This is a genomic window from Ornithinicoccus halotolerans, from assembly GCF_009602535.1.
GTDB lineage: Bacteria > Actinomycetota > Actinomycetes > Actinomycetales > Dermatophilaceae > Ornithinicoccus > Ornithinicoccus halotolerans.
Genome location: NZ_WIQI01000017.1, coordinates 17,216 through 40,547 on the forward strand (window position 1 = coordinate 17,216; position 23,332 = coordinate 40,547).

19 protein-coding genes and 1 tRNA gene are annotated in these 23,332 nt (G+C 72.5%); 14 read left to right on the forward strand and 6 right to left on the reverse strand.

All coding sequences use genetic code 11. The annotated features are described in order from the left end of the window. Positions 1-30: 30 nt before the first annotated feature. Entirely contained in the window at positions 31-1,170 is a 1,140-nt protein-coding gene (locus GFJ45_RS05480) for a mandelate racemase/muconate lactonizing enzyme family protein (RefSeq protein ID WP_153394994.1), read from the reverse strand. A 619-nt stretch (positions 1,171-1,789) separates the two neighbouring features. Here GFJ45_RS05480 and GFJ45_RS17050 point away from each other — a divergent pair. From GFJ45_RS17050 to GFJ45_RS05495, 3 genes are all read left to right on the forward strand, one after another. Then, complete coding sequence (locus GFJ45_RS17050; protein WP_153394996.1) at positions 1,790-2,083, forward strand: phosphotriesterase family protein; 294 nt, start codon at positions 1,790-1,792, stop codon at positions 2,081-2,083. A gap of 129 nt (positions 2,084-2,212) precedes the next feature. After that, positions 2,213-2,653, forward strand: coding sequence for an NAD(P)-dependent oxidoreductase (locus GFJ45_RS17055; RefSeq protein ID WP_407670379.1), 441 nt, complete (start codon positions 2,213-2,215; stop codon positions 2,651-2,653). 11 nt (positions 2,654-2,664) lie between these two features. Further along, positions 2,665-3,426 (forward strand): GntR family transcriptional regulator, encoded by a 762-nt coding sequence (locus GFJ45_RS05495; RefSeq protein ID WP_153395000.1) that lies wholly within the window; start codon positions 2,665-2,667, stop codon positions 3,424-3,426. Between the two features lie 27 nt (positions 3,427-3,453). Here GFJ45_RS05495 and GFJ45_RS05500 read toward each other — a convergent pair whose 3' ends face one another. From GFJ45_RS05500 to GFJ45_RS05510, 3 genes are read right to left on the reverse strand one after another with little or no spacing between them, the layout of a single operon-like run. Further along, complete coding sequence (locus tag GFJ45_RS05500; RefSeq protein WP_153395002.1) at positions 3,454-4,146, reverse strand: HAD hydrolase-like protein; 693 nt, start codon at positions 4,144-4,146, stop codon at positions 3,454-3,456. After that, positions 4,143-4,595, reverse strand: coding sequence for a hypothetical protein (locus tag GFJ45_RS05505; protein WP_153395004.1), 453 nt, complete (start codon positions 4,593-4,595; stop codon positions 4,143-4,145). Before GFJ45_RS05505 ends, GFJ45_RS05500 begins: the two co-directional genes overlap by 4 nt. 10 nt (positions 4,596-4,605) lie before the next feature. Further along, positions 4,606-6,864 (reverse strand): DEAD/DEAH box helicase, encoded by a 2,259-nt coding sequence (locus GFJ45_RS05510; protein ID WP_153395006.1) that lies wholly within the window; start codon positions 6,862-6,864, stop codon positions 4,606-4,608. A gap of 112 nt (positions 6,865-6,976) precedes the next feature. On the opposite strand from GFJ45_RS05510, the gene GFJ45_RS05515 reads away from it, so the two are divergent. The 3 genes from GFJ45_RS05515 (at position 6,977) to topA (ending at position 13,523) form a co-directional block, all read left to right on the forward strand. Then, positions 6,977-9,292 carry a sodium-translocating pyrophosphatase gene (locus GFJ45_RS05515; RefSeq protein WP_153395008.1) on the forward strand — a complete coding sequence of 772 codons (2,316 nt, stop codon included), beginning with the start codon at positions 6,977-6,979 and terminating at the stop codon, positions 9,290-9,292. Next, positions 9,289-10,773 carry a N5-glutamine methyltransferase family protein gene (locus GFJ45_RS05520; protein ID WP_153395010.1) on the forward strand — a complete coding sequence of 495 codons (1,485 nt, stop codon included), beginning with the start codon at positions 9,289-9,291 and terminating at the stop codon, positions 10,771-10,773. The genes GFJ45_RS05515 and GFJ45_RS05520 overlap by 4 nt, the downstream gene beginning before the upstream one ends. Before the next feature lie 74 nt (positions 10,774-10,847). Then, positions 10,848-13,523, forward strand: a complete 2,676-nt coding sequence (topA, locus tag GFJ45_RS05525) for a type I DNA topoisomerase (RefSeq protein WP_153395012.1) — start codon at positions 10,848-10,850, stop codon at positions 13,521-13,523. On the opposite strand, the gene GFJ45_RS05530 is transcribed toward topA, so the two are convergent. Beyond that, complete coding sequence (locus GFJ45_RS05530; protein WP_153395014.1) at positions 13,520-14,722, reverse strand: trans-sulfuration enzyme family protein; 1,203 nt, start codon at positions 14,720-14,722, stop codon at positions 13,520-13,522. The two genes, topA and GFJ45_RS05530, sit on opposite strands and share 4 nt — an antisense overlap. Positions 14,723-14,884: 162 nt before the next feature. Between GFJ45_RS05530 and GFJ45_RS05535 the strand changes: the two genes are divergently transcribed. The 8 genes from GFJ45_RS05535 to GFJ45_RS05570 all read left to right on the forward strand — a co-directional run bounded on the left by GFJ45_RS05535 (position 14,885) and on the right by GFJ45_RS05570 (position 22,673). Then, positions 14,885-15,373, forward strand: coding sequence for an Lrp/AsnC family transcriptional regulator (locus GFJ45_RS05535; RefSeq protein WP_153395016.1), 489 nt, complete (start codon positions 14,885-14,887; stop codon positions 15,371-15,373). 4 nt (positions 15,374-15,377) lie between these two features. Further along, a complete protein-coding gene (locus tag GFJ45_RS05540; protein WP_153395018.1) occupies positions 15,378-16,913 on the forward strand; it encodes a hypothetical protein in 1,536 nt (511 codons plus the stop codon). Positions 16,914-16,922: 9 nt separating this feature from the next. Then, positions 16,923-17,594, forward strand: coding sequence for a dTMP kinase (tmk, locus tag GFJ45_RS05545; RefSeq protein ID WP_228386549.1), 672 nt, complete (start codon positions 16,923-16,925; stop codon positions 17,592-17,594). Beyond that, on the forward strand, positions 17,591-18,790 hold the full coding sequence (locus tag GFJ45_RS05550; protein ID WP_228386551.1) for a DNA polymerase III subunit delta': 1,200 nt from the start codon (positions 17,591-17,593) through the stop codon (positions 18,788-18,790). The genes tmk and GFJ45_RS05550 overlap by 4 nt, the downstream gene beginning before the upstream one ends. Beyond that, a complete protein-coding gene (locus GFJ45_RS05555; protein ID WP_153395020.1) occupies positions 18,787-20,367 on the forward strand; it encodes an alpha/beta hydrolase in 1,581 nt (526 codons plus the stop codon). Before GFJ45_RS05550 ends, GFJ45_RS05555 begins: the two co-directional genes overlap by 4 nt. Positions 20,368-20,423: 56 nt before the next feature. Continuing rightward, a tRNA-Thr gene (locus GFJ45_RS05560) sits at positions 20,424-20,499 on the forward strand. Positions 20,500-20,563: 64 nt separating this feature from the next. Continuing rightward, positions 20,564-20,998 (forward strand): hypothetical protein, encoded by a 435-nt coding sequence (locus GFJ45_RS05565; RefSeq protein ID WP_228386552.1) that lies wholly within the window; start codon positions 20,564-20,566, stop codon positions 20,996-20,998. Positions 20,999-21,125: 127 nt separating this feature from the next. Next, a complete protein-coding gene (locus tag GFJ45_RS05570) occupies positions 21,126-22,673 on the forward strand; it encodes an L-lactate MFS transporter (protein WP_153395022.1) in 1,548 nt (515 codons plus the stop codon). Here the strand turns inward: GFJ45_RS05570 and GFJ45_RS05575 are convergent, their stop codons facing one another. Continuing rightward, a complete protein-coding gene (locus GFJ45_RS05575; protein ID WP_153395024.1) occupies positions 22,674-23,252 on the reverse strand; it encodes a SelB domain-containing protein in 579 nt (192 codons plus the stop codon). Between the last annotated feature and the right edge of the window lie 80 nt (positions 23,253-23,332).

The following is a 23,332-nucleotide window of genomic DNA, read 5'->3' on the forward strand; positions in this document are numbered from 1 at the left end:
CCGTGGTACGCGCGGCTGGAGCCGGCGCGGTTAGCTCCTGGTCAGGAGCGCGGGGTTGTCCGCTAGCGCAGCCAGGGCGTCGCTGTCGAGCTCGATGCCCAGCCCGGGCGCGTCCGGTATCTCCAGGGTTCCCTCGTCGTCGAGGTGCCACCGGTCGCCGGCGAGGTCATCGACATAGGGCGAGCCAGTGACGTACTCCACCCGGTCCGTGTCGGGCAACGCGGCGGCGAGCTGCAGGTCCGCAGCCAGCCCGACGGCGGTGTTCCAGCCGTGCGGGATCAGCCGTATCCCTCGGTCATGGGCCTGCCATGCGATCTTGTGGATCTCGGAGATGCCTCCGCACTTCGTGACGTCCGGCTGGATGACGTCCACGGCACCGTGACTGATCCACGGGCCGAAGGACTGCCGCCGGGTCAGGACCTCGCCGCCGCTGATGGGCACGGCCGAGTGCTGACGCAGCAGGACGTAGTCCTCGATGCAGTCGGGCCGCAGGGGTTCTTCGAACCAGGCGACGTCGTACTCGGCCAGCATCCGAGCCGTGGACAGTGCCCACTTGTAGCCGTGGGGCCAGTGGCTGTCGCTGGCTCCTGCGTCGACCATCAGCTCGCACTCGGCACCGACCGTCTCGCGGGCCGCGGCGACGATAGCCCGGTCGAGTCCTGCAGAGCGCCGACCGAAGGGCCCCCAACCGATCTTGAAGGAGCGGAAGCCCTTGGCCAGCAGCTCTCGGAGCTGGTCGCACATCGGCTCGGGCTCGTCCATCAGCAGTGAGGCGTAGGGGCGTACCCGTTCCCGGCGTCGGCCGCCCAGCAGGCAGGACACCGGTAGCCCAGCGATCTTGCCCATCAGGTCCCACAGCGCTTGGTCGACTCCGGAGATGGTGTGCGTGATGGCTCCGCCCCGCCCCATCCAGAAGGTCGCGCGATGCAGGTCCTCGCAGACACGCTCCGGTTGCACGGCGCTGGCGCCGAGGAGGAGCGGCCTGAGGACTTCCAGTGATCCGCGCACGAGCGCCGAGCTGGTGAACACACTCCCGAGTCCCACCTGGCCCTCGTCGGTGTGCACCGCTATCAGCGTGTGGACGTCGTCCTCGGGGTTGAGCTCGTTCTCCCAGCCACCGGGCGGGGTGGCACCGCTGAGCCCAGCGGCGGAGACTCCGGTGATCTTCATAGCACCTTCCTTGCAACGAATGTAGGGGAATCGGCAGGCGATCTCCACGGCGTTGGGCCGCCACGGAGCCAGGACAGGATCCGCACCACCCGCGCCAGATCGTTAATGATCTGCATCGCCATGTCAATTGGCAAGGAGTATGGAGAACGTTTGTTGCTCGTGGCACCCCCGACGACGCCCCGAAATCGGCGTAGCCGGTCGCCACGCGCGGGGCTTGAGCGCGGCTGGTGGCCTTGTCGGGACCGGAGTGAGCCACATTCTTGACAATTGATAATCTCCTCGTAGGAGACGTGCAGTCCGCTTCGTGGCCCTTCGAGCGCTCATCGGCGTCTTCGGAGGAAGGCACCAGGGCCTCCTGGCGATGGACATCCTGATGGACATCCTGACCGCCTTCTTCCGATATTTTCGCCTCCTGCTGGGCGTTCCGGTGGCCTTCGCCATCCTGGTACCGATCCGGGCCTCCTTCATGCTGGGCCCGGGTCAGGGCGTTGGTACATCTTTGCCCTCAAAGAGCGGTCCATGCGCGCTGCGGTGGCCGCACAGGTGTCGACCGGTGTGCCGATCACCACGCATGCTGCACGCTGGCCGGTAGGCCTGGTCCAGCTGCACTTCTCCACGAGTGCCGTGTGCAGCCCCGGAGCGGGACCATCGGCGACTGCGGCACAGTCAATTCCCGGACTACCACGAGGCCATTGCCAGGGCGGGAGCCTTCGTGCAGGTTGGTGCGTTCAGGCACCCGACAGGCCCGAGCTTTGAGCGGCGAGTGCGCTTCATCTGCGAACTCGAGGACAACGGATTCGCTGACCGCATCCTGGCCTCACACGATATGTGCGAGACAACTCGGCTACGGTTTAAATCACGGGGCGGACTTGCCGTGGTCCCTATCGCGTTTCGGGCAAGGTTAGAGCAATAAGGAAGAAGTGATCTCTACGAGGGTGATCACCGTGGGGAACCCTCGCCCGGTGTTCGGGGAGTAGCGGCCACGTACATGATCTGGGGCGTCCACGCTCAGTACGAGGACTGGCGCACCCTCATACGCGGCATGCCGAACCCGCGTGTACCACGAGTCACTTCGGCGCGCCGGGATTGTGGTGCTGTGTCGCCCGCTGACCCCGCAAATCCATGGGCTCATCGGGCCCGCGAACTCGCCATCAAGGGGCGAGGCGCATTTCTGGTCAATGTCGCACGGGGGCCGATTCTGCAACCCTCTGCGCTGGTGCATGCGCTGCGGAATGAAGCCTTGCCGGGTGCGGCACTGGACGTCACGAATCCGACGCGGCTACCACCGCGTCATCCGGTGTGGGCGCTACCGAACTGCCTCATCACACCACGCATCGCAGGCATCCCCGACATGATCTTTCCGCTCGTCGTGGCGCGCGTCGTCGAGAATGCACGCCGCCTCCAGCGGGGCGCTGCTGTCGTCGGCGAGATTGCTCTGAAAAGGGGGTACCAGCACCGACCTGCTGTCACCCGTGCGTGCTAGAATGTTGAACGATGCTCCGCGGAGCTTTTTCAGAGGAAGGGCTGTTTGTCTTGATCGGTGCTGATGTCAGCCGCAACCTCATATCAAGACGTCTTGGCGGTAGCGCCGGATCCGTGGGTTCTTCGAGTGCGCGAGTGGCCACACGGCTACGAGAGGCTATTGTCTCCGGTCTCTTTGATCCCGGAGACCGGCTGAAGCAAGAGGAGCTGATGCAGCACTTCGATGTGAGCGTCGGTCCGGTGCGAGAGGCTCTGCGAACGCTGGAGAGCGAGGGAATAGTCGTCTATGCGCCGCGTCGGGGATACAGCGTGGCCGCGGTGTCGCTGTCTGAGGCAGAGATTGTCCTGCCGGTTCGGCTGATCGTCGAGCAAGCCGCATTCGCGCAGCTTCGCGACGCCGCTGACGAGAAGCTCTTGACACTTCTTGATGACCTTGTCGCGGAAATGCGAAGCGGGGCCCGTGCGGGCAGTGCCCAACGGGTCAACGACGCTGACATGTCGTTCCACGAAGCAGTGGTTACGTCCTGTTCCGCCTCGCCACAGGCGGTTCGGCTGTGGCAGCTCGTGATGTCCCGCGTGCGCATGCTGTTCAATGTGCTGACGCCCTTGCACAGCGACCTGAGCTCAGTGGCTGACGAGCATCTCCTTCTCCTCGCGACCATCAGGGGCGGCTCGGGCGAGGAGCTGCGGTCACTGGTCGAGGAGCACGTGTACACCCAGCCGTTCGCCCTTCTGGAGAGGGCCTGGAAGGCTGAGGATCACCCAGCTGACTGAGGGACCGCCAGGACGCCCGCAGTGTGGTCAGTGCAGACCCAGCGCGGTCCGTAGCTCCGCGACGGCCGAGACCGCCAGCGCGGCCCCTTCTTCGTCGTCGGTGGTGCCGTACCCCCACCGGCACAGGATCGTCGGTACCTGGTGGAGGGCGGCGCCCTCCACGTCGTGGAAGCGGTCACCCACCATGACCGGGGCAGACAGGTTGTGCCCGCCGCGGGCCAGCTCGGCGAGTGCCGAGGCGACCACGGTGGCCTTGTCGCTGCCGGACTCGTCCTCACCGGCGCCGCACACGGCGTCGAACTGGTCCGTCAGGTCCTGCTGGGCAAGCACGGTGAGAGCCACCGAGGTGCGCTTGGAGGTGGCCAGCGCCAGCGGCAGCCCGCTGCGGTGGACCTCGCGGATCAGCTCGGCCATCCCGGGGTAGACCGCGCCCAGGTCGCCGTGCTCGGCGTAGACCGCGCGGTAGTGGGCGATCATCCGCGACAGCTCGGCAGGGTCGGCGACCCCGGTCAGGTGCCGCAGCGTGTCCGGCAGCGGTGGGCCGACATAGCGCTCGAGCCCGGCGTGGTCAGGCACGGGATACCCGAACGCGCGCAGCGTGGCGGCGAGAGAGGCGGTGATCACCGGACCGGAGGCGATGATCGTGCCGTCCATGTCCAGCAGCACGGCCGACGGCCGCGCCGGCAGCGACGGCGACGGGCGGGAGGAGGCGGGCCTCACTCGTGCGTGTCGTCGCGCGCTGGGCGGCGGTGCGGGTCCCGGCGCTCTCCGTAGGAGTCGTCACGGGTCGCCTCGGGGACCGTGGGATCGCGGTGGTAGGTGTGCTCGCGGGTGGGGTCGGTCGAGGCCGTCGCGTCGCGGTCGTGGTGCTCCTGCCCCGCTGCCTCCCGCTCGGCGCGCAACTGGTCCCGCTCAGCGGCACGGGTGCGCAGGTCCTTCAGCTCCCGGCGACGGCGACGCCTCCCGCGCAGCCCGGAGGCGAACAGCGCCGCTCCCAGGGCAAGCACCAGCACCGTGGCGCCACCGGCGAGGAACAGGTGCAGCGGCGTCATCAGCACCGAGAAGGCGCCCAGGTCGACGGTGATGGCGGACAGGTCCACCGTGGCGAACCAGACATAGGCGACGACCGCCAGCGACAGAACAATGAGGATCAGTCCGATGACCAGCACGGTTCCGACGCTACCGCAGCAGCAGGTCCAGCACCTGCTGGGCGCCGACCTTGTCCAGTGGCTGGTTGCCGTTGCCGCACTTGGGTGACTGCACGCACGCGGGGCAGCCTGACCGGCAGGGGCAGTCCCGGACGGTGTCCAGGGTGGCGGTGAGCCACTGCCGCGCTCGCCGGTGCCCGGTCTCGGCGAAGCCGGCGCCCCCGGGATGCCCGTCGTAGACCATGACCGTGGCCAGCCCGGTGTCGGGGTGGACGGCGGTCGACACCCCGCCGATGTCCCACCGGTCACAGGTGGCGATGAGCGGCAGCAGCCCGATGGCGGCGTGCTCGGCGGCGTGCAGCGCGCCCGGCAGGTCGGCCTCGGCGATCCCCTCGGCGCCGCCCTGCTCGTCGGGCAGGGTGTACCAGACCGCGCGGGTGCGCAGCGTCCGGGCCGGGAGGTCCAGTGGGTGCTCGCCGAGGACCTCCCCGGAGGGCAGTCGGCGCAGGAACGAGGTGACCTGAGTGGTGACGGCGACCCGGCCCAGGCACCAGCGCCCGCCACCGAGCGGCTCCTCCTGCTCGGTGGCCTCGATCGCGAACTCGCTGCGCGATCGGGCCTGCGTGCTCCAGCCAGGGTCGCCCGGCACCACCAGTGCGACCTTGTCCGCCAGGTCCAGCTCGGTCACCACGTGCGGCTCGCCCTGGTGCAGGTACACCGCGCCCTGGTGGACGACCGCGTGCGAGCGCGGCTCATCGACTGTCCCCAGCACCCGCCCGGTGCGCGACTCCACGATCCGCACCTGCTCCCCGGCCCCGCGCAGCGCCACGTGGTCCACCGGCCGGTCCTGCCGCGCCCAGAACCAGCCTCGCGGCCGGCGCCGCAGCAGCCCGGCCTGCACCATCGACTCGGCCAGCACCGGCACCGAGGGGCCGAACCAGGCGGTGTCGTCCTCGGTCAGCGGCAGTTCGGCGGCCGCGGCCGCCAGGTGCGGGGCGAGCACGTGCGGGTTCTCCGGGTCCACGACGCTGGCCTCGACGGGCGCGTCCAGCACCGCCTCCGGGTGCCGCACCAGGTAGGTGTCCAGCGGGTCGTCGTCGGCGACCAGCACCGCCAGCGAGTCGGTGCCGGCACGCCCGGCCCTGCCCGCCTGCTGCCGCCACGAGGCGCGGGTGCCCGGCCAGCCGGCCGTCAGCACCGCGTCCAGCCCGGCCACGTCCACCCCGAGCTCCAGGGCGCTGGTCGCGGCCAGTCCGAGCAGCTCGCGGGAGCGCAGTCGCCGCTCCAGCTCGCGGCGCTCCTCCGGCAGGTAGCCGCCGCGGTAGGCGGCCACGCGGGCGGCAAGGTCCGCGGGGAGGCGGCTGCGGGCGGCCGTGGCCAGCACCTCCGTGCCGGCGCGGGAGCGGGCGAACGCGACCGTCTGCACGTCCTGGCCCACCAGTCCGGCGAGCAGCTCGGCGCTCTCGGCGACCGCGCTGCGGCGCTGGCCGTCCTCGTCGGTGAGCGGCTCCCACAGCGCCACCGTCGCCGCCGGGCGTGGTGAGCCGTCCTCGGTGACCGCCGTGACCGGCCGGCCGAGCAGGGCGGCGGCGTGCCGGGCCGGGTCGGCCACCGTCGCCGAGGCCATCACGACGGTCGGGGCGGCACCGTAGCGGGCCGCGACCCGCAGCAGCCGCCGCAGCACGGCGGCCAGGTGGGCCCCGAAGACGCCCCGGTAGACGTGGACCTCGTCGACCACCACGTAGCACAGCCGCCGCAGGAACGGTGCCCACCGGTCGTGTCCGGGCAGCAGCGAATGGTGCACCAGGTCCGGGTTGCTCAGCACGTAGCCGGCGTGGTCGCGGATCCAGCGGCGCTCGTCGGTGGGGGTGTCGCCGTCATAGGTGGCCACCCGCAGCCCCGGGACCCCGAGCGCCTCCAGTCGGGCCAGCTGGTCGGCCGCGAGGGCCTTGGTGGGGGACAGGTAGAGCGCCGTCGCGCCCCGCCCGGTGGGTGCGCGGGTACCGGCCACGACCTCGGTGAGCACCGGCAGCAGGTAGCCCAGCGACTTGCCGGAAGCGGTGCCGGTGGCGACCACCACGTGCTGGCCGGCGTGGGCGAGCTCAGCGGTGCGCCGCTGGTGGGACCACAGCCGCACCAGCCCCTGCCCGGCCAGGGCGGCCTGCACGACCGGTTCCACCCAGTCCGGCCACTCGACGGTGTCGGCGGGTCGGGCAGGCACCTCGCGCACGTGTCGCAGCCGACCCTCGCGGCCGCGGCACAGTGCCGACAGCGCCTCCTGTGGACCCATGGTCGCCACGGTATGCGGCGAGGCCTGCTGGACAGCACCGGCTCAGCCAATACAGTGGCCGCCACACGTCTCGTAATGGTCTCGTGGGCGAGGCCCCCGGCAGGAGGATCGGATGACACCTGTTATGGCGCGCGATATCGGTCTGGGGGCGGGGGGCACCTCCGTCGTGGTCGTCGTCGCGCTCATCGCGCTGGCCGCCCTGGTGATGGGGTGGAAGTTCCGCTCGGAGGTGCTCGCCACCCCGGCCGGGACCGCCGGCATGCAGGAGATCGGGGCGGCGGTGCAGGAGGGCGCGCAGGCCTACCTGCGCCGGCAGTTCAAGACGCTGGGGATCTTCGCCGTCATCGCCTTCTTCCTGCTCATGGCGCTGCCGGCCGAGGGCTGGGGGATCCGTGCGGGCCGCTCGGTGTTCTTCCTCCTCGGCGCTGGGTTCTCCGCCGCCATCGGCTACCTGGGCATGAGCCTGGCCACCGCGGCCAACATGCGGGTGGCCGAGGCCGCTCGCACCTCCGGGCGCGACCTGGGCATGCGGATCGCATTCCGCACCGGCGGCACCGTCGGGATGGCCACCGTCGGTCTCGGCCTGCTGGGGGCCTCCCTCGTGGTGCTGATCTACCAGGGTGAGGCGCCCAAGGTGCTGGAGGGCTTCGGCTTCGGGGCGGCGCTGCTGGCGATGTTCATGCGCGTCGGGGGCGGCATCTTCACCAAGGCCGCCGACGTGGGCGCGGACCTGGTGGGCAAGGTGGAGGCCGGGATCCCCGAGGACGACCCGCGCAACGCCGCGACCATCGCCGACAACGTCGGCGACAACGTCGGCGACTGCGCCGGCATGGCCGCGGACCTGTTCGAGTCCTACGCGGTGACCCTGGTCGCTGCGCTCATCCTGGGGACCGCTGCGCTGGGCGCCGACGGCCTCACCTTCCCGCTGATCATCCCGGCGATCGGCGCGCTGACGGCGATCCTGGGTGTCTACATCACCAAGGCCCGGCCCGGCGAGAGCGGGCTGACCGCCATCAACCGCGGCTTCTACCTCTCCGCCGGTGTCGCCGCCATCGCCTCGGTCATCGCGGCCATGGTGGCGCTGCCCTGGAGCCTGGAGGGCGTCGAGGTCGCGGCCATCGACCTGTTCGGCGTCGGCACCCCCGACATCAACCCGGCGCTGCGCGCCGCGGTGGCGGTCATCATCGGCATCGTGCTGGCGGCCTTCATCCTGTGGCTGACCGGCTACTTCACCGGCACCGACGCCAAGCCCACCAAGGACGTGGCCCGCACGGCTCTCACCGGCCCGGCCACCGTGGTGCTCTCCGGCATCGGCGTGGGGCTGGAGTCGGCCGTCTACACCTCGGCCACCATCGCGGCGGCGATCTACCTGCTGTTCACCCTCGGTGGCGGGTCGCTCATCATCTCGCTGTTCTTCGTGGCGCTGGCCGGCTGCGGCCTGCTGACCACGGTCGGCGTGATCGTGGCGATGGACACCTTCGGCCCGGTCTCGGACAACGCCCAGGGGATCGCAGAGATGTCCGGCGACGTCGACGACGAGGCCGGCCAGGTGCTCACCGAGCTGGACGCGGTCGGCAACACCACCAAGGCGATCACCAAGGGCATCGCCATCGCCACCGCCGTGCTGGCGGCGACAGCGCTCTTCGGCTCCTACTGGGACGCCGTCAGCACCGCGCTGACCGACGTGGTCGGCGGCACCGAGGCCGACGCCGCCTCGCTGCAGCAGTCCTTCCTGGTCTTCGACCCGCGAGCCCTGGTGGGTGTCCTCATCGGCGGCGCGGTCGTCTTCCTGTTCTCCGGCCTGGCGATCAACGCCGTCACCCGGGCCGCCGGGGCGATCGTGTTCGAGGTGCGTCGGCAGTTCCGCGACCACCCCGGGATCATGGACTACACCGAGAAGCCCGACTACGCGCGCGTCGTCGACATCTGCACCAAGGACTCGCTTCGCGAGCTGGCCACCCCCGGCCTGCTGGCGGTGTTCGCCCCGATCGGGGTGGGCTTCGCCCTCGGGGTGGGCGCGCTGGCCGGCTACCTCGCCGGTGCGATCGGCACCGGGGTGCTGATGGCGGTCTTCCTCGCCAACTCCGGCGGCGCGTGGGACAACGCCAAGAAGATCGTCGAGGACGGCCACCACGGCGGGAAGGGGTCCGCCGCCCACGAGGCCACCGTCATCGGCGACACCGTCGGCGACCCGTTCAAGGACACCGCGGGCCCGGCCATCAACCCGCTGCTGAAGGTGATGAACCTGGTGGCGCTGCTCATCGCCCCCGCGATCGTGGCGGTGTCGGTCGGTGACGGCGCCAACCCGGTGCTGCGCTGGGCGATCGCGCTGGTGTCGCTGGCGGTCATCGTCGGGGCGGTGTGGGTGAGCAAGCGGCGCGACATCGCGATCGCCGACGACGTGAGCGAGCCGGCCACGACGAGGTGACCGGCTCTGCGCTGTCGGCACTGCGCGCCGACCTGGCCCGGGCGCCCTACACCGTGGAGGCGGTGGAGGAGCTGCTCGGGCCGGTCGCCGCCGCGGCGCTGCACCGGGAGCAGCCGCTGCCGGCGCGCCGGGTGCTGACCGGGCGCGAGGAGCCCGCCGCGGTGCTGGTCCGCTGCTTCGTGCTCGGCGAGGCGGTGCCGGAGCAGGCGCTGGTCGCGGCGCTGCCGTCGGTGCCGCTGCCGGACCTGGTCGGCCTGGGGCTGGTGCGGGCCGCGGCCGGCGAGGTCCGCGCCCGGGTGGACCTGCGCCCCTACGGCGACGAAGCCCGCACCTGGTGGGTGGTCTCGGACCTGTCCGAGCTGGCGCTCGGCGGTCCGCTGCCCACCGACCACGTGCTCGGCATCGGTGGTGCCTCCACCACGCTGGCGTCCTGGGCACCCCGGCCGCGCGTCGGCCGTGCGCTCGACCTCGGCACCGGTTGCGGGGTGCAGGCGCTGCACCTGTCCGGCCACGCCGACCACGTGGTGGCCACCGACGTCTCGGCCCGGGCGCTGCGCACCGCTCGGCTCAACGCCGAGCTGAACGGCCTGGACTGGGAGCTGCGGCGCGGCTCGCTGCTGGAGCCGGTCGCAGGCGAACGGTTCGACCTGGTCGTGTCCAACCCGCCCTTCGTCATCACCCCCCGCGTGGCGGGGGTGCCGCGGTACGAGTACCGCGACGGCGGTGCCGCCGGCGACACCGTGGTCGCCGACCTGGTCCGCGGCGTCGGTGCCCACCTGGCGCCCGGTGGCCTCGCCCAGCTGCTCGGCAACTGGGAGGTGCCGCGCGATGGGGACTGGCGCGAGGTGGTCTCCGGCTGGCTGGACGGCACCGGCCTGGACGCCTGGGTGGTGCAGCGGGAGGTCCAGGACCCGGCCGGCTACGCCGAGACCTGGGCGCGCGACGGCGGGCACCGGCCCGGGACGCCGGGGTTCGAGGAGCTGTACGAGGCCTGGCTGGCCGACTTCGAGGCCCGCGGCGTCGCCGAGGTCGGGTTCGGCATCATCACGCTGCAGCGGCCGGCCACCGGGAGGCGGCCCTGGCGGGAGCTGGCGGAGGTGACCGGCCCCGTTGCTGCTCCGGTCGGGCCCGCCGTGCTGCGGGGGGTGCGCGCCCGCACCCTGCTGGCCGAGGCCGACGAGGACACCCTGCTGGACACCGCCTGGCGGGTGGCCGAGGACGTCACCGAGGAGCGCATCGGCCGGCCCGGGGCGCCGGACCCGGCGGTCATCCAGGCCCGGCAGGGCGGGGGCCTCGGCACGACGGTGCAGCTGGACACCGTCGGGGCGGCGCTGCTGTCCGTCAGCGACGGCGAGATCACGCCACGGCAGGTGCTCGCGGGGCTGGCGGCGCTGCAGGCGACCGGCGCCGAGGAGGGACGGGCACCGGCTCTCGCGGCCCTGCGCACGCTGGTGGCGGAGGGGATGCTGCTGCCGCCGTGACCGCATCGACCAGCCGCGTGGGCTACCGTGTCGCCGGGTCCGCACCCGTCTGACCGGACCAAGAGGGAGTAGACGTGGCAGGTAGTGGTCGCAAGCTGGTGATCGTGGAGTCGCCCGCCAAGGCGAGGAAGATCGGGGAGTACCTGGGCAAGGAGTACCAGGTCGACGCCAGCGTGGGGCACATCCGCGACCTGCCCAACCCCAGCGAGCTGCCGGCCGACATGAAGAAGGGCCCGTACGGGCGGTTCGCCATCGACGTCGAGCACGACTTCGAGCCGTACTACGTCGTCGACCCGGACAAGAAGAAGAAGGTGCGCGAGCTCAAGGCCGCCCTCAAGGAGTCCGACGAGCTGCTGCTCGCCACCGACGAGGACCGCGAGGGCGAGGCCATCGCCTGGCACCTGCTGGAGGTGCTGCAGCCGAAGGTGCCGGTCAGGCGGATGGTGTTCCACGAGATCACCCGGGAGGCGATCCAGCGGGCGGCCAACGACACCCGGGAGCTGGACACCCGGCTGGTGGACGCGCAGGAGACCCGCCGGGTCCTGGACCGGCTGTACGGCTACGAGGTGTCCCCGGTGCTGTGGCGCAAGGTCCGGCAGGGGCTCTCCGCCGGCCGGGTGCAGTCGGTCGCCACCCGCATGGTGGTCGAGCGGGAGCGGGAGCGGATGGCCTTCCGGGCCGCCGACTACTGGGACGTCGAGGGCGAGTTCGCCCCGGAGGGTAGCGGCGGGCAGGCCTTCACCGCCCGGCTCAGCACCGTCGACGGGGACAAGGTCGCCACCGGGCGGGACTTCGACGACCGGGGCGTGCTGCGCACCAGGGGCGCGCGGCACCTGGACGCGGCGGCCGCGACCGCGATCGCGGAGGGCACCCGCTCGGCCGCGGTGGCGGTCCGCTCGGTCACCGAGAAGCCCTACACCCGGCGGCCGTCGGCGCCGTTCACCACCTCCACGCTGCAGCAGGAGGCCTCCCGCAAGCTGCGGATGAACAGCCAGACCACGATGCGCACCGCGCAGCGGCTGTACGAGAACGGCTACATCACCTACATGCGGACCGACTCCACCACGCTGTCGCAGTCGGCGATCAGCGCGGCCCGGGGGCAGGCGCGGGACCTGTACGGTGCCGACTTCATCCCGGACAGCCCCCGCAGCTACGGGTCCAAGTCCAAGAACGCCCAGGAGGCGCACGAGGCGGTCCGCCCGGCCGGTGACTCCTTCCGCACCCCCGCGCAGGTGGCCGGGGAGCTGCAGGGGCAGGAGTACGCCCTCTACGAGCTGATCTGGAAGCGCACCGTCGCCTCGCAGATGGCCGACGCCAAGGGCTCCACCGCCACCGTCCGGCTGGTGGCCTCGCTGCCGGAGGGCCACGGTGCCGGCGAGGCCGAGTACAGCGCCTCCGGGACCGTCATCACCTTCCGCGGGTTCCTCGCCGCCTACGAAGAGGGACGCGACGAGGACCGGTACGGCAGCCGGGAGGACAGCGAGCGGCGGCTGCCGAAGCTGTCCGAGGGCGTGGTCCTGGACGTGCTCGCGGCCGACGCGCAGGGCCACCAGACCTCCCCGCCGGCGCGCTACACGGAGGCCACCCTGGTCAAGGCGCTGGAGGAGAAGGGCATCGGCCGGCCCTCGACCTACGCCGCGACGGTCGGCACCATCCAGGACCGCGGCTACGTGCACAGCCGTGGCACCGCCCTCGTGCCCACCTGGCTGGCGTTCGCGGTGACCCGGCTGCTGGAGGAGCACTTCTCCCGGCTGGTCGACTATGACTTCACGGCCTCCATGGAGGAGGACCTGGACCGGATCGCCCGGGGCGACGAGCAACGGGTGGCCTGGCTGCACCGGTTCTACTTCGGCTCCGAGGCCACCGACGCCGAGGGGCTGCGCCACCTGGTCGAGGACCTGGGCGACATCGACGCCAAGGGGGTCTCCACGGTCGACATCGGTGACGGGATCGTCGTCCGGGTCGGCCGCTACGGCCCCTACGTCGAGGACACCACGCAGGGCCAGGAGGAGGGCTCGCCCCGCCGCCGCGCCACCGTCCCGGACGAGATCGCCCCCGACGAGATGACGCCGGAGAAGGGCCGGGAGCTGCTGGCCCAGGCCGCCGAGGACGGCCGGGTGCTCGGGCAGGACCCGGACACCGGACGCGACATCATCGCCCGGAGCGGTCGGTTCGGCCCCTACGTCACCGAGGTGATCGAGGACGAGGAAGGCACCAAGAAGAAGCCCAAGCCGCGCACCGCCAGCCTGTTCGCCGACATGGACCTGGCCACGATCGACCTGGAGACCGCGCTGCGGCTGCTGAGCCTGCCACGCGTCGTCGGCACCGACCCCGAGACGGGGGAGGAGATCACCGCCCAGAACGGCCGTTACGGGCCGTACCTGAAGAAGGGCAGCGACTCCCGGTCGCTCAGCTCCGAGCAGCAGCTCTTCGACATCAGCCTCGAGGAGGCGCTGGCCATCTACGCCCAGCCCAAGCAGCGGGGCCGCCGGGCGGCCGCGCCCCCGCTGAAGGAGCTGGGGGAGGACCCGATCTCAGGCAAGCCGGTCGTGGTCAAGGACGGCCGGTTCGGTCCCTACGTCACCGACGGCGAGACCAACGCCACGCTGCGCAAGGGCGACGACCCGGAGGCGATCGCCCCGGAGCGGGGCTATGAGCTGCTGGCCGAGAAGCGCGCCAAGGGGCCGACCACCCGCAAGCGGTCCAGCACCCGCAAGAGCGGGGCGAAGGGCACCAAGGCCCGGCGCTAGTCGAGCGCCGCGAGCGCGGTGGCCAGGTCGTCGACCACGTCGGCCGGGTCCTCCAGGCCGACCGACAGCCGCAGCACCGACGCCGCGGGGCGGGCCTCCGGGGCGACCGGACGGTGGGTCAGCGACGCCGGGTGCTGGATCAGGGTGTCCACGCCGCCGAGCGAGACCGCGTGGGTGACCAGCCGGGTGGAGCGGGCCACGGTCGCGGCCGCGGCATAGCTGCCCACGTCGAAGGCGAGCACGGCGCCGGTCCCCGCCAGCTGGGTGCCGACCAGGCCGCGCGGGTCGGTGCCCGGCAGCCCGGGGTAGTGGACGGCGCTGACCCGTGGGTGCCGCTGCAGCCAGTGGGCGACCACCTGCGCGTGGTCGGACTGGGCGCGGACCCGGACCGGGAGGGTCTGCAGGCCGCGGTGAGTCTGGTAGGCCGCCAGCGGGTGCAGCAGCCCGCCGGTCAGCGCGCGGACGCCGCGCACCCGGGTCGCCCACTCGCCGTCGGTGGCGACCAGGCCGGCCATCACGTCGCCGTGCCCGCCGAGGAACTTGGTGGCCGAGTGCAGCACCAGCCGGGCGCCGTGCTCGGCCGGCCGCTGCAGCACCGGGGTCGCGAAGGTGTTGTCGACCAGCACCGGCACGCTCCCGGCCTGCTCGGCCACGGCGGCGATGTCGACCAGCTGCAGGGTCGGGTTGGCCGGGGTCTCCAGCACGACCAGGCCGGTGTCCGGCTGCAGCGCGCCCGCGACCTCATCGGGCTCCGCCCAGCTGACACGGGTGCCGAGCAGGCCGGTGGCCAGCACGTGGTCGGTGCCGCCGTAGAGCGGGCGGACGGCCACGACGTGGGGCCGGCCGGCGGCGACGGCGGCGAGCAGGGTCGCCGACAGCGCCGCCATGCCCGAGCCGAACGCGACCGCCTCGTCGGTGCCCTCCAGCCCGGCGACGGCGCGCTCCAGCCGGGCGACGGTGGGGTTCCACAGCCGCTGGTAGACCGGGCTGTCCCCCTCCACGAGCGTCCCGCCGGTAGCGAGGCGCTCGTAGGCGTCGCCGCCGGCCTCGACGTCGGGCAGCGGGTAGGTCGTCGACAGGTCGATGGGCGGCACGTGGACGCCACTGGCGGCCAGGTCCTCCCGGGCTGCGTGGACCGCGACGGTGTCGGGTCGCGCCGCCATCCGCCGGTCGGTGCTCAGGCGGGTCTCGGTGCTCATCTGCTGCTCCCACGCTCGCGGCGGGGGACCACGCCGTCCCCCGGCTCGTGCTGGCCACTCTATGAAGAAGATGCGTACAGCGGTCAAGCCAAGCGCATGATCAGCGGTGTATGACGCCGACACGCGGCGGATCGCCGTTGGCACGGGCGGTAGGGTGAGGTCATGGCGAAGGTCGTGCCGGGGGAGCCCGCCCCGCTGGACGAGACCGACCGCAGGCTGGTGCGACTGCTGGTCGATGACGGGCGGATGTCCAACGCCGCCCTGGCCAGGGCCGTGGGCATCGCCGAGTCCACCTGCCTGGTCCGGGTGCGCTCGCTGCGCGAGCGCGGCGTGGTCCGGGGCATCCACGCCGACCTGGACCCGGCGGCTGTGGGACGGCCGGTGCAGGCGATGATCGCCGTGCGGTTCGGCGGCCACCGCCGCAGCCACTTCGAGGCGTTCCGTGAGGAGGTGCCGCACCTTCCCGGCGTGCTGGCGGCCTACCACGTCAGCGGCGCCACCGACTACCTGGTCCACGTCGCAGCCGACTCCGCGGACGCGTTGCGCGACTTCGTGCTGGACCACCTGACCAACCGACCGGGCGTCCTGCACGCCGAGACCTCGCTGATCTTCGACGCGCTGCGCGGGGACGGGCTGCTCCCCAGGGAGTGAGCACATGGCAGGGGGACAGCGGAACCCGACGAGAGCCCGGATCCGGGTGCACCCGCCGGTCGTGCGGGAAAGCCGGGTGGACTTCTCGTGGGAGCAGGACATCGAGAACCACTACCAGCGGCGCAACCGATGGTACGTCGACTACCACGGGGTGCCGCTGGCGACGATGGACCGGCGGGTGCTCTACGAGGTGCTGCTGAGCCTGCAGCTGCCGATGTGGGCCGTCCAGGCGCGGCAGGTGGTCGTGGAGCTGCCAGAGCCGGTGCCGGCGCTCACCCGGGAGTTCTGGCCGGCCTACCACGGACTGCAGCGGCTGCGGGTGGAGTCGCCCGAGGGGGCGCCGGCACGGGTCACGCTGCGGCGCACCGGGCGCCGGGACCGGACCGTGGCCGTGAGCTTCGGTGGAGGCAAGGACAGCACGCTCGCCCACCGCGCGCTGCTGGAGCGGCGGCCGTCGCGGGAGGTGCTGCTGCTGCACCTGGTGCAGCTGTTCGCCGGCGACCGCACTACCCGGGAGCGCGCCACCCGGCGCAGCAGGCGCACCGTCCTCCGACCGGTCCGGCTGCAGACTCGCAGCCCGATCCAGCTGGTGACCACCGACTACATGGCCGCCCTGCGGCGGGACCGGTATGGGCCTCGACCGCACGTGAACCTGTACGTCCCGGCCATGCTGCCCGCGCTGGTCCACCACGGCGTGCACCAGGTGGTGTTCTCCCGCACCGCCATGGGCTACCAGGTGCGCTACCGCGACGACGGGACGGCCTCATACCGGAACTGGCTGGGCCGACCGGAGCAGCTGCGGTACCTGGACGCCTACCTGGCCCATGTCCTCGGCTGGCCGCTGCACGCCGAGAGCACCCACCGCGGGATCAACGAGTACGTCTCGTTCGGCACGGTGCTCCGGCAGTACCCGCGGGCCTCCCGCCGGATGGTGATGTGCACCCGCACCCTGGACACCCGCCGGTTCTGCCTCGAGTGCTCCAAGTGCCTGGAGTTCGCGCTCATGGGCCTCTCGCTCGGGCACGTGGCGCCCGACCTGGACTACGACGCCCTGCTGACCCACCCCCGGGTCACGGCGCTGGCCGAGCAGGCGCGCGCGCTGGGGGGCCGCACCGCCTGGCACGGCGCCGGCCCGTACCAGGAGCAGACCGGCACCGGCACCCACTTCGCGACCTGGTGCCACGCGCTGCACCTGCTGGAGCCGGCGCGGCTGGACGGCCGGGTGGGCGCGGGCGCGGCGGCGAACCTGCGGGCGCTCAAGGACGCCTGGGGGCAGGTACCGTTCCCGGCGGTCGAGCGGCTGGACTCCCGTGCGGTCGCGGCCGCCGGCCCGCTCGGTCGTGAGGTTGCCGGGGTCGCCGGGCGGCACTTCCCGGTCGTCGACATGGCGGGCGACGCCCGGGAGCACCTGCAGCTCGACGGCGACGAGGCGGTGCCGCTGGACCACGAGGCGGTGATGCCGACGCCCTGGCTGGACGCCTGGGCGCGCCGGTGGGGGGTGGCCGTGGACGGCACGGAGCCCGTCAGCGGCGTGACCTAGGCTCGGGGCGTGCTCCCGCCGCTGACCGCCCACGCCCCGCCCGCGCGGGGGCTGTTCGTCGCCTTCGAGGGCGGCGACGGCGCGGGCAAGTCCACCCAGGCGCGGCTGGTGGCCCAGGCCCTGCAGGGCCGCGGCCTGCGCGTCGTGACCACCCGCGAGCCCGGTGGGACCACGGTCGGGGCGGCGATCCGAGAAGTGCTGCTGCACGGGGAGCACGTCGCCCCCCGCGCCGAGGCGCTGCTGTTCGCCGCCGACCGCGCCCACCACGCTGCCACGGTGGTGCGGCCGGCGCTCGCGGCGGGCGCCGTCGTGCTCTGTGACCGGTTCATGGACTCCTCGGTGGCCTACCAGGGCGCGGCGCGCGGGCTCGCTCACGCGGAGGTCCGGCAGTTGTCGCTGTGGGCCACCGAAGGGCTGGTGCCGCACCTGACCGTCGTGCTCGACGTCGACGCCGCCAGCGCGGTCGCCCGCCGCGGGAAGGAGCCGGACCGGCTGGAGCGGGAGAGCCTGGACTTCCACGAGCGGGTCCGCGCCGGTTTCCTCGCCCTCGCCGAGGCCGACCCCGGCCGCTACCTGGTGCTGGAGGCGACCCGTCCGCCGCGACAGCTGGCCGAGGCGGTCCTGGCCGCGCTCGAGCCGCAGCTGGCACAGGTCGCGGCCGACCAGGGAGCAGCCTCGTGAGCGGACCCGGAGTGTTCGCCCGGCTCGTCGGGCAGGAGCCGGTCGCGGCCGAGCTGGCGCGCGCTGCGAGCCGCCCGCGGTCGATGACCCACGCCTGGCTGTTCACCGGGCCGCCGGGGTCGGGCCGGTCGGTCGCGGCCCGGGCGTTCGCGGCCGCGCTGCAGTGCGAGCGGGAGGACCGGCGCGGCTGCGGCGAGTGCCCGCGCTGCCGGCAGGTGCTCGGCGGCAGCCACCCGGACCTCACCCTGGTCGCGACGGAGACGACGTTCCTGCAGGTCAGAGAGGCCCGCGAGCTGGCGCTGGCCTCCCAGGCCCGCCCCACCGTGGGGCCGTGGCGGGTCATCCTGGTCGAGGACGCCGACCGGCTCACCGAGAAGGCGGCCGACGCGCTGCTGAAGGCGCTGGAGGAGCCACCGCCGCGGACGGTGTGGCTGCTGTGCGCACCCTCCTGGGAGGACCTCATCGTCACCATCCGCTCGCGGTGCCGGCACGTGCAGCTGCGCACGCCACCGGTGGACGCGGTCGTGCGGCTGCTCCAGAGTGACGGGGTGGACCCCCCGCTGGCGCACTACGCCGCCCGGGCGGCGCAGAGCCACATCGGCATCGCCCGGCGGCTGGCCACCGACGAGTCCGAGCGGGCCCGCCGCCGAGAGCTGACCTCGATGCCGCTGCGGCTGACCGGGCTGGGGGAGGCGTTGGCGGCCGCGGCCGAGGTCGAGGAGACCAGCAAGGAGTCCTCCGGCACGCAGTCGGAGGAGGACGCGACCCGGCGCCGCCGGGAGCTGCTGGTGCAGCTGGGCGCCGACCCCGATGCCCGGACCCAGCCACCGTCGGTGCGGGCACACCTGCGGCAGCTGGAGGAGGACGGCAAGCGACGGGCCCGGCGGCGCCAGCACGACGCGCTCGACGCGGCGCTGGGGACGCTGGCCTCGGTCTACCGCGACGCGCTGGTGCTGAGCACCGGCGCCGAGGTGGAGCCGGTCAACGCCACCGAGCTGGAGCAGGTGCGCCAGTTGACGCGGACGCTCCCGCCGGAGTGGTTGCTGCAGGCGCTGGACACCATCGGGCTCGCCCGGCAGCGGCTGGAGGCCAACGGCACGCCGTTGCTGGTGCTGGAGGCGATGATGATTGGCTTGGTGCTGCCGGGTGCAGGGCCCGGGCAGCAGGTGCGTCGACGCGAGAGGACAGCACGGTGACACAGGCACGAGCCGGCGCGGCCGGCGGCCCCTGGCGGCGGGTGGCCGCCGTGCTCGCTCTCACCGGCCTGGTCGCCGCCGGATGCTCGGGTGCCCCCGAGACCGAGCCCGCGGGGGATGCCGGGGATACCGCAGGCGGCCAGGCCACCGGCGAGCAGGACACGGCGGACCCGACCGAGGCCGCGCCCGAGGGCCTGGACCGCTACTACAGCCAGCAGGTGCAGTGGAGCGGCTGCGAGGACTTCGAGTGCGCCCAGGTCGAGGTGCCGCTGGACTACGGCGAGCCCGACGGCAAGACCATCCAGCTGCAGCTGCTCCGGGTGCCGGCCACGGGCGACCGGATCGGCTCGCTGCTCATCAACCCCGGTGGTCCGGGCGTCTCCGGGGTCGACTACGCGCGCAGTGCCGACATGGCCTTCGGTGAGCCGGTGCGGCGGTCCTACGACATCGTCGGGTTCGACCCGAGGGGCGTGGGTGACTCGGCGCCCATCAGCTGCGTTGACGGCCCTCAGCTGGACGAGCTGCTCGGCGCCGACCCCACCCCCGAGACCACCGAGGAGAGGGCGGAGGCCGAGCAGGTGGCGCGGCAGTTCGCGCAGGCCTGCCAGCAGAACGTCGGCGCGCTGCTGGCGAACGTCTCCACCGTCGAGGCCGCCCGCGACCTGGACATCGTCCGCGCGGCGCTCGGGGAGGAGAAGCTCGACTACCTCGGGTCCTCCTACGGCACCTACCTGGGCACCACCTATGCCGAGCTGTTCCCGGACCGGGTGGGCCGGATGGTGCTGGACGGGGCGATCGACCCGACGCTGGACGCCGTCGAGCTCAGCCTGGGCCAGGCCGAGGGGTTCGAGCGCGCCACCCGCGCCTACCTGGAGGACTGCGTGGAGTCCGGCGACTGCCCGCTGGGGGAGGACGTGGAGAGCGCCCGCCAGCGGATCGTCCAGTTCCTGGAGGGGCTGGACCGGCAGCCGCTGCCAGTCGAGGGCGACGTCGTCACCGAGCTCACCGAGGGCTGGGGCATGCTCGGCATCATCGTCGCGATGTACGACCAAGCCGGCTGGCCGCTGCTCAGCCGGGCGCTGGAGCAGGCCTTCGACGGCGACGGCACCATGCTGATGTACCTGGCCAACGTCTACGCCAGCCGGGAGAGCGACGGCACCTACACCAGCAACACCATGCAGGCCATCTACGCGGTCAACTGCCTGGACCGGCCGCGGCAGCCGGAGCTGAACGACCCCGAGGTGCTGGAGCGCTTCGAGGAGGTCAGCCCCACGTGGGGCCGGTACCTGGGCGGCGAGGGCGGGGTGTGCTCGCACTGGCCGGTCGAGCCGCAGGAGCGGCTGGAGGAGTTCAACGCCGAGGGCGCCGCCCCGATCCTCGTCGTCGGCACCACCGGCGACCCCGCGACCCCGCACGAGTGGGCGGTCAGCCTCGCCGACATCCTCGACTCGGGGGTGCTCCTCTCCTACGAGGGCGAAGGCCACACCGCCTACGGCCGCTCCAACGACTGCGTCGACGACATCGTGCACGGCTACCTGCTGGAGGGCGCCGTCCCTGACGACGGCACCACCTGCTGAGCCCCGTGACCGATTCGGTCCCGCGACACCAGGTCGGCTATCCTCGTCCGCGGCGCGCCGCCTTAGCTCAGTCGGCAGAGCGATTCACTCGTAATGAATAGGTCGTCGGTTCGATTCCGACAGGCGGCTCCACCGCAGGACGCCCCCAGCCACCGGCCGGGGGTGTCCTGCCGTTTTCCGGAGTACCGTGGAAGGCGTGACGACCACGCCGCGGACCCGCGGCCACCACGTCATGCTGGTGCGGCAGTGGGACCAGCAGGTCGGTGGCTCGGGCTGCTGCGGCCGGCTCACCAGCACCGCTGCCGAGACGCTGTGCCGCACCGGGGAGGACCCCTACGCCGCAGCCCGCGCCGACATGGTGGTGATGGGGGAGGTCTACCGGGCCCTGCGGGAGCGGTTCGATGACGACGTGCTCGAGATCACCGTCGTCGACCCCCGCAACACCACCTGGCTGCTGCCCTCGGTCTGGCGGCAGGCCCGCGCCGGTGGGCTGAGCGTGCGGGAGGCGCTGCGCCAGGTCAACCGGGCCACCAGCCCGTGTGCAGTCGTGGTCGACGGGCGCGTGGTCGCGACCGACCCCGCCAGCCCGCAGCAGGCGGTCGCGGCGGTGCTGGCCGAGCTCGCCCGCTGAGGCGGACCCCGCCCGCGGCCCCCGCGCCCACGACCACCCGAACCGCGTCTCGGCAGGCGTGTCCGGCGCGTGGCCACTACGGTCCTCCTGAATTGAACGTTGCACGAAGCACCCAGGAGGAGCCTTCATGACGGCAGTGGCAGTCCTCGACCGGGAGCGCACGGTCGCCCCCCACAACTACAACCGATGGCTGATCCCACCCGCCGCCCTGGCGATCCACCTGTGCATCGGCCAGGTGTACGCCACCAGCGTGTACAAGGACCCGCTGGTCAACCACTTCGGTACCGGCCTCACCGCGATCGGCGTGGTGTTCTCCATCGCCATCGTCATGCTGGGGTTGTCCGCGGCCGCGCTGGGCACCTGGGTCGACACCGGTGGCCCGCGCCGGGCGATGGTCGCCGCCGCGTTGTGCTGGTCCACCGGCTTCCTCGTCGGTGCCCTCGGGATCGCGACGGAGCAGCTGTGGTTGCTCTACCTGGGCTACGGCGTCATCGGCGGCATCGGCCTGGGCATCGGCTACATCTCACCGGTCTCCACCCTGATCAAGTGGTTCCCCGACCGGCCCGGACTGGCGACCGGGATGGCGATCATGGGCTTCGGCGGTGGGGCGCTCATCGCCAGCCCGCTCTCCTCGCGGCTGCTGGCCTTCTACGACTCCGGCGCCGACAACGCGGCGGGTGCCGAGCAGGTCGCCAGCGGTGGTGCCGTCGCCTCGCTGTTCGTCACCCTCGGCCTGGTCTACCTCGTCGTGATGCTCTTCGGTGCCTGGCTGGTGAAGGTCCCACCGCAGGGGTGGAAGCCGCAGGGCTGGGAACCGCCCCAGGAGACCGAGCAGAAGAGCATGATCACGACCGCGAGCGTCTCGGCCAACAACGCCCTGAAGACCCCGCAGTTCTGGCTGCTGTGGACGGTGCTGTTCTGCAACGTGACCGCGGGCATCGGCATCCTGGAGCACGCGGCGCCGATGATCCAGGACTTCTTCCGCAACGGTGGCTCCTCCACGGTCGCGGCCGGGGCGGCGGCCGGCTTCGTCGGCCTGCTGTCCATCTGCAACATGGCCGGTCGCATCGGCTGGTCCTCCACCTCCGACTACGTCGGCCGCAAGCCCACCTACATGGGCTATCTGGGGATCGGGATCGTCTGCTACTCGCTGCTCGCCATGGTGGGCAACAGCACCACCTGGGTCTTCGTCCTGCTGGCCGGCATCATCATCTCCTTCTACGGTGGCGGGTTCGCGACGGTGCCGGCCTACCTCAAGGACCTGTTCGGCACCTTCCAGGTGGGGGCCATCCACGGCCGGCTGCTGACCGCCTGGTCGGCCGCGGGAATCGCCGGGCCGCTGATCATCAACGGGTTCCTGGACCTGCAGCCGGGGGAGCCCGGAGAGCTCACCGCCGCTGCCTACCGGCCCGCCCTGTTCACCATGGTGGGGATCCTGGTCGTCGGCTTCCTCGCCAACCTCGCCATCAAGCAGGTATCTGCGAAGTACCACGAGCCGGAAGATGAGCAGGCGGCCGGTGACGAGGAGGCCGCGGAGGCCGAGGAAGCCGGGGTGCCCGAGGACGACCGGTCCCAGCATCCGGCGCTGCTCGCCGTGGCCTGGCTCGTCGTCGGCGTCCCGCTGCTCTACGGCATCGTCTCGACGCTGGTCAGGACGGCAAGTCTGTTCGGCTGATCAGCGCAGTTGCCGGCGGTCGTCCGGCAGCCGCCGGGTGCGGCCGGTGCGGTCCAGGTGGTCCAGCAGCGGCAGCACCACCCGGCGGGACGTGCCCAGTGCCTGGCGGGCCTGACTGGCGGTGAACATCGCCGGCAGGCCGGCCAGGACCCGCAGCGCCTCTTCGTCGGCGCCTGCGGGCAGCACCACCCCCGGTGCTAGCCGCAGCAGCCGACCCGCCCGGGCGGCAGCGGCCAGGTCCCGGTCAGCCAGCCCCAGCTCGCGCAGCCGGTCGGCCGGGGGCGCGACGAACCGGTTGTCCCCGTACTCGGCGACCAGGTCGCCCAGCGCCCGCTCCAGGTGCGGGGGCAGCCCGTCGCCGGAGCCGGTGGTCAGCCGGCCGTCCCGGATCCGCACCCCTTCCGGCAGCAGCGCGTGCACCAGCGCAGGGTCGGGAAGGCCCAGCTCGGTCGCCGCCTGCGCCAGCGGCAGCCCGCCCTCGACCGCGCGTGCCCGCTCGAACCCGGCCACCAGCTCGGCCAGCCGCGCGCGCAGCCGGTCGGCGTGGCCGCCGTCGACCCACCACTCCCCGACCACCACCTCGCGGCTTCAGCGCCGTCTTCAGGTAGGTCAGGAAGATGACCAGGTCGCCGGGGGTCATCGCCCCGGCCATCACCCGG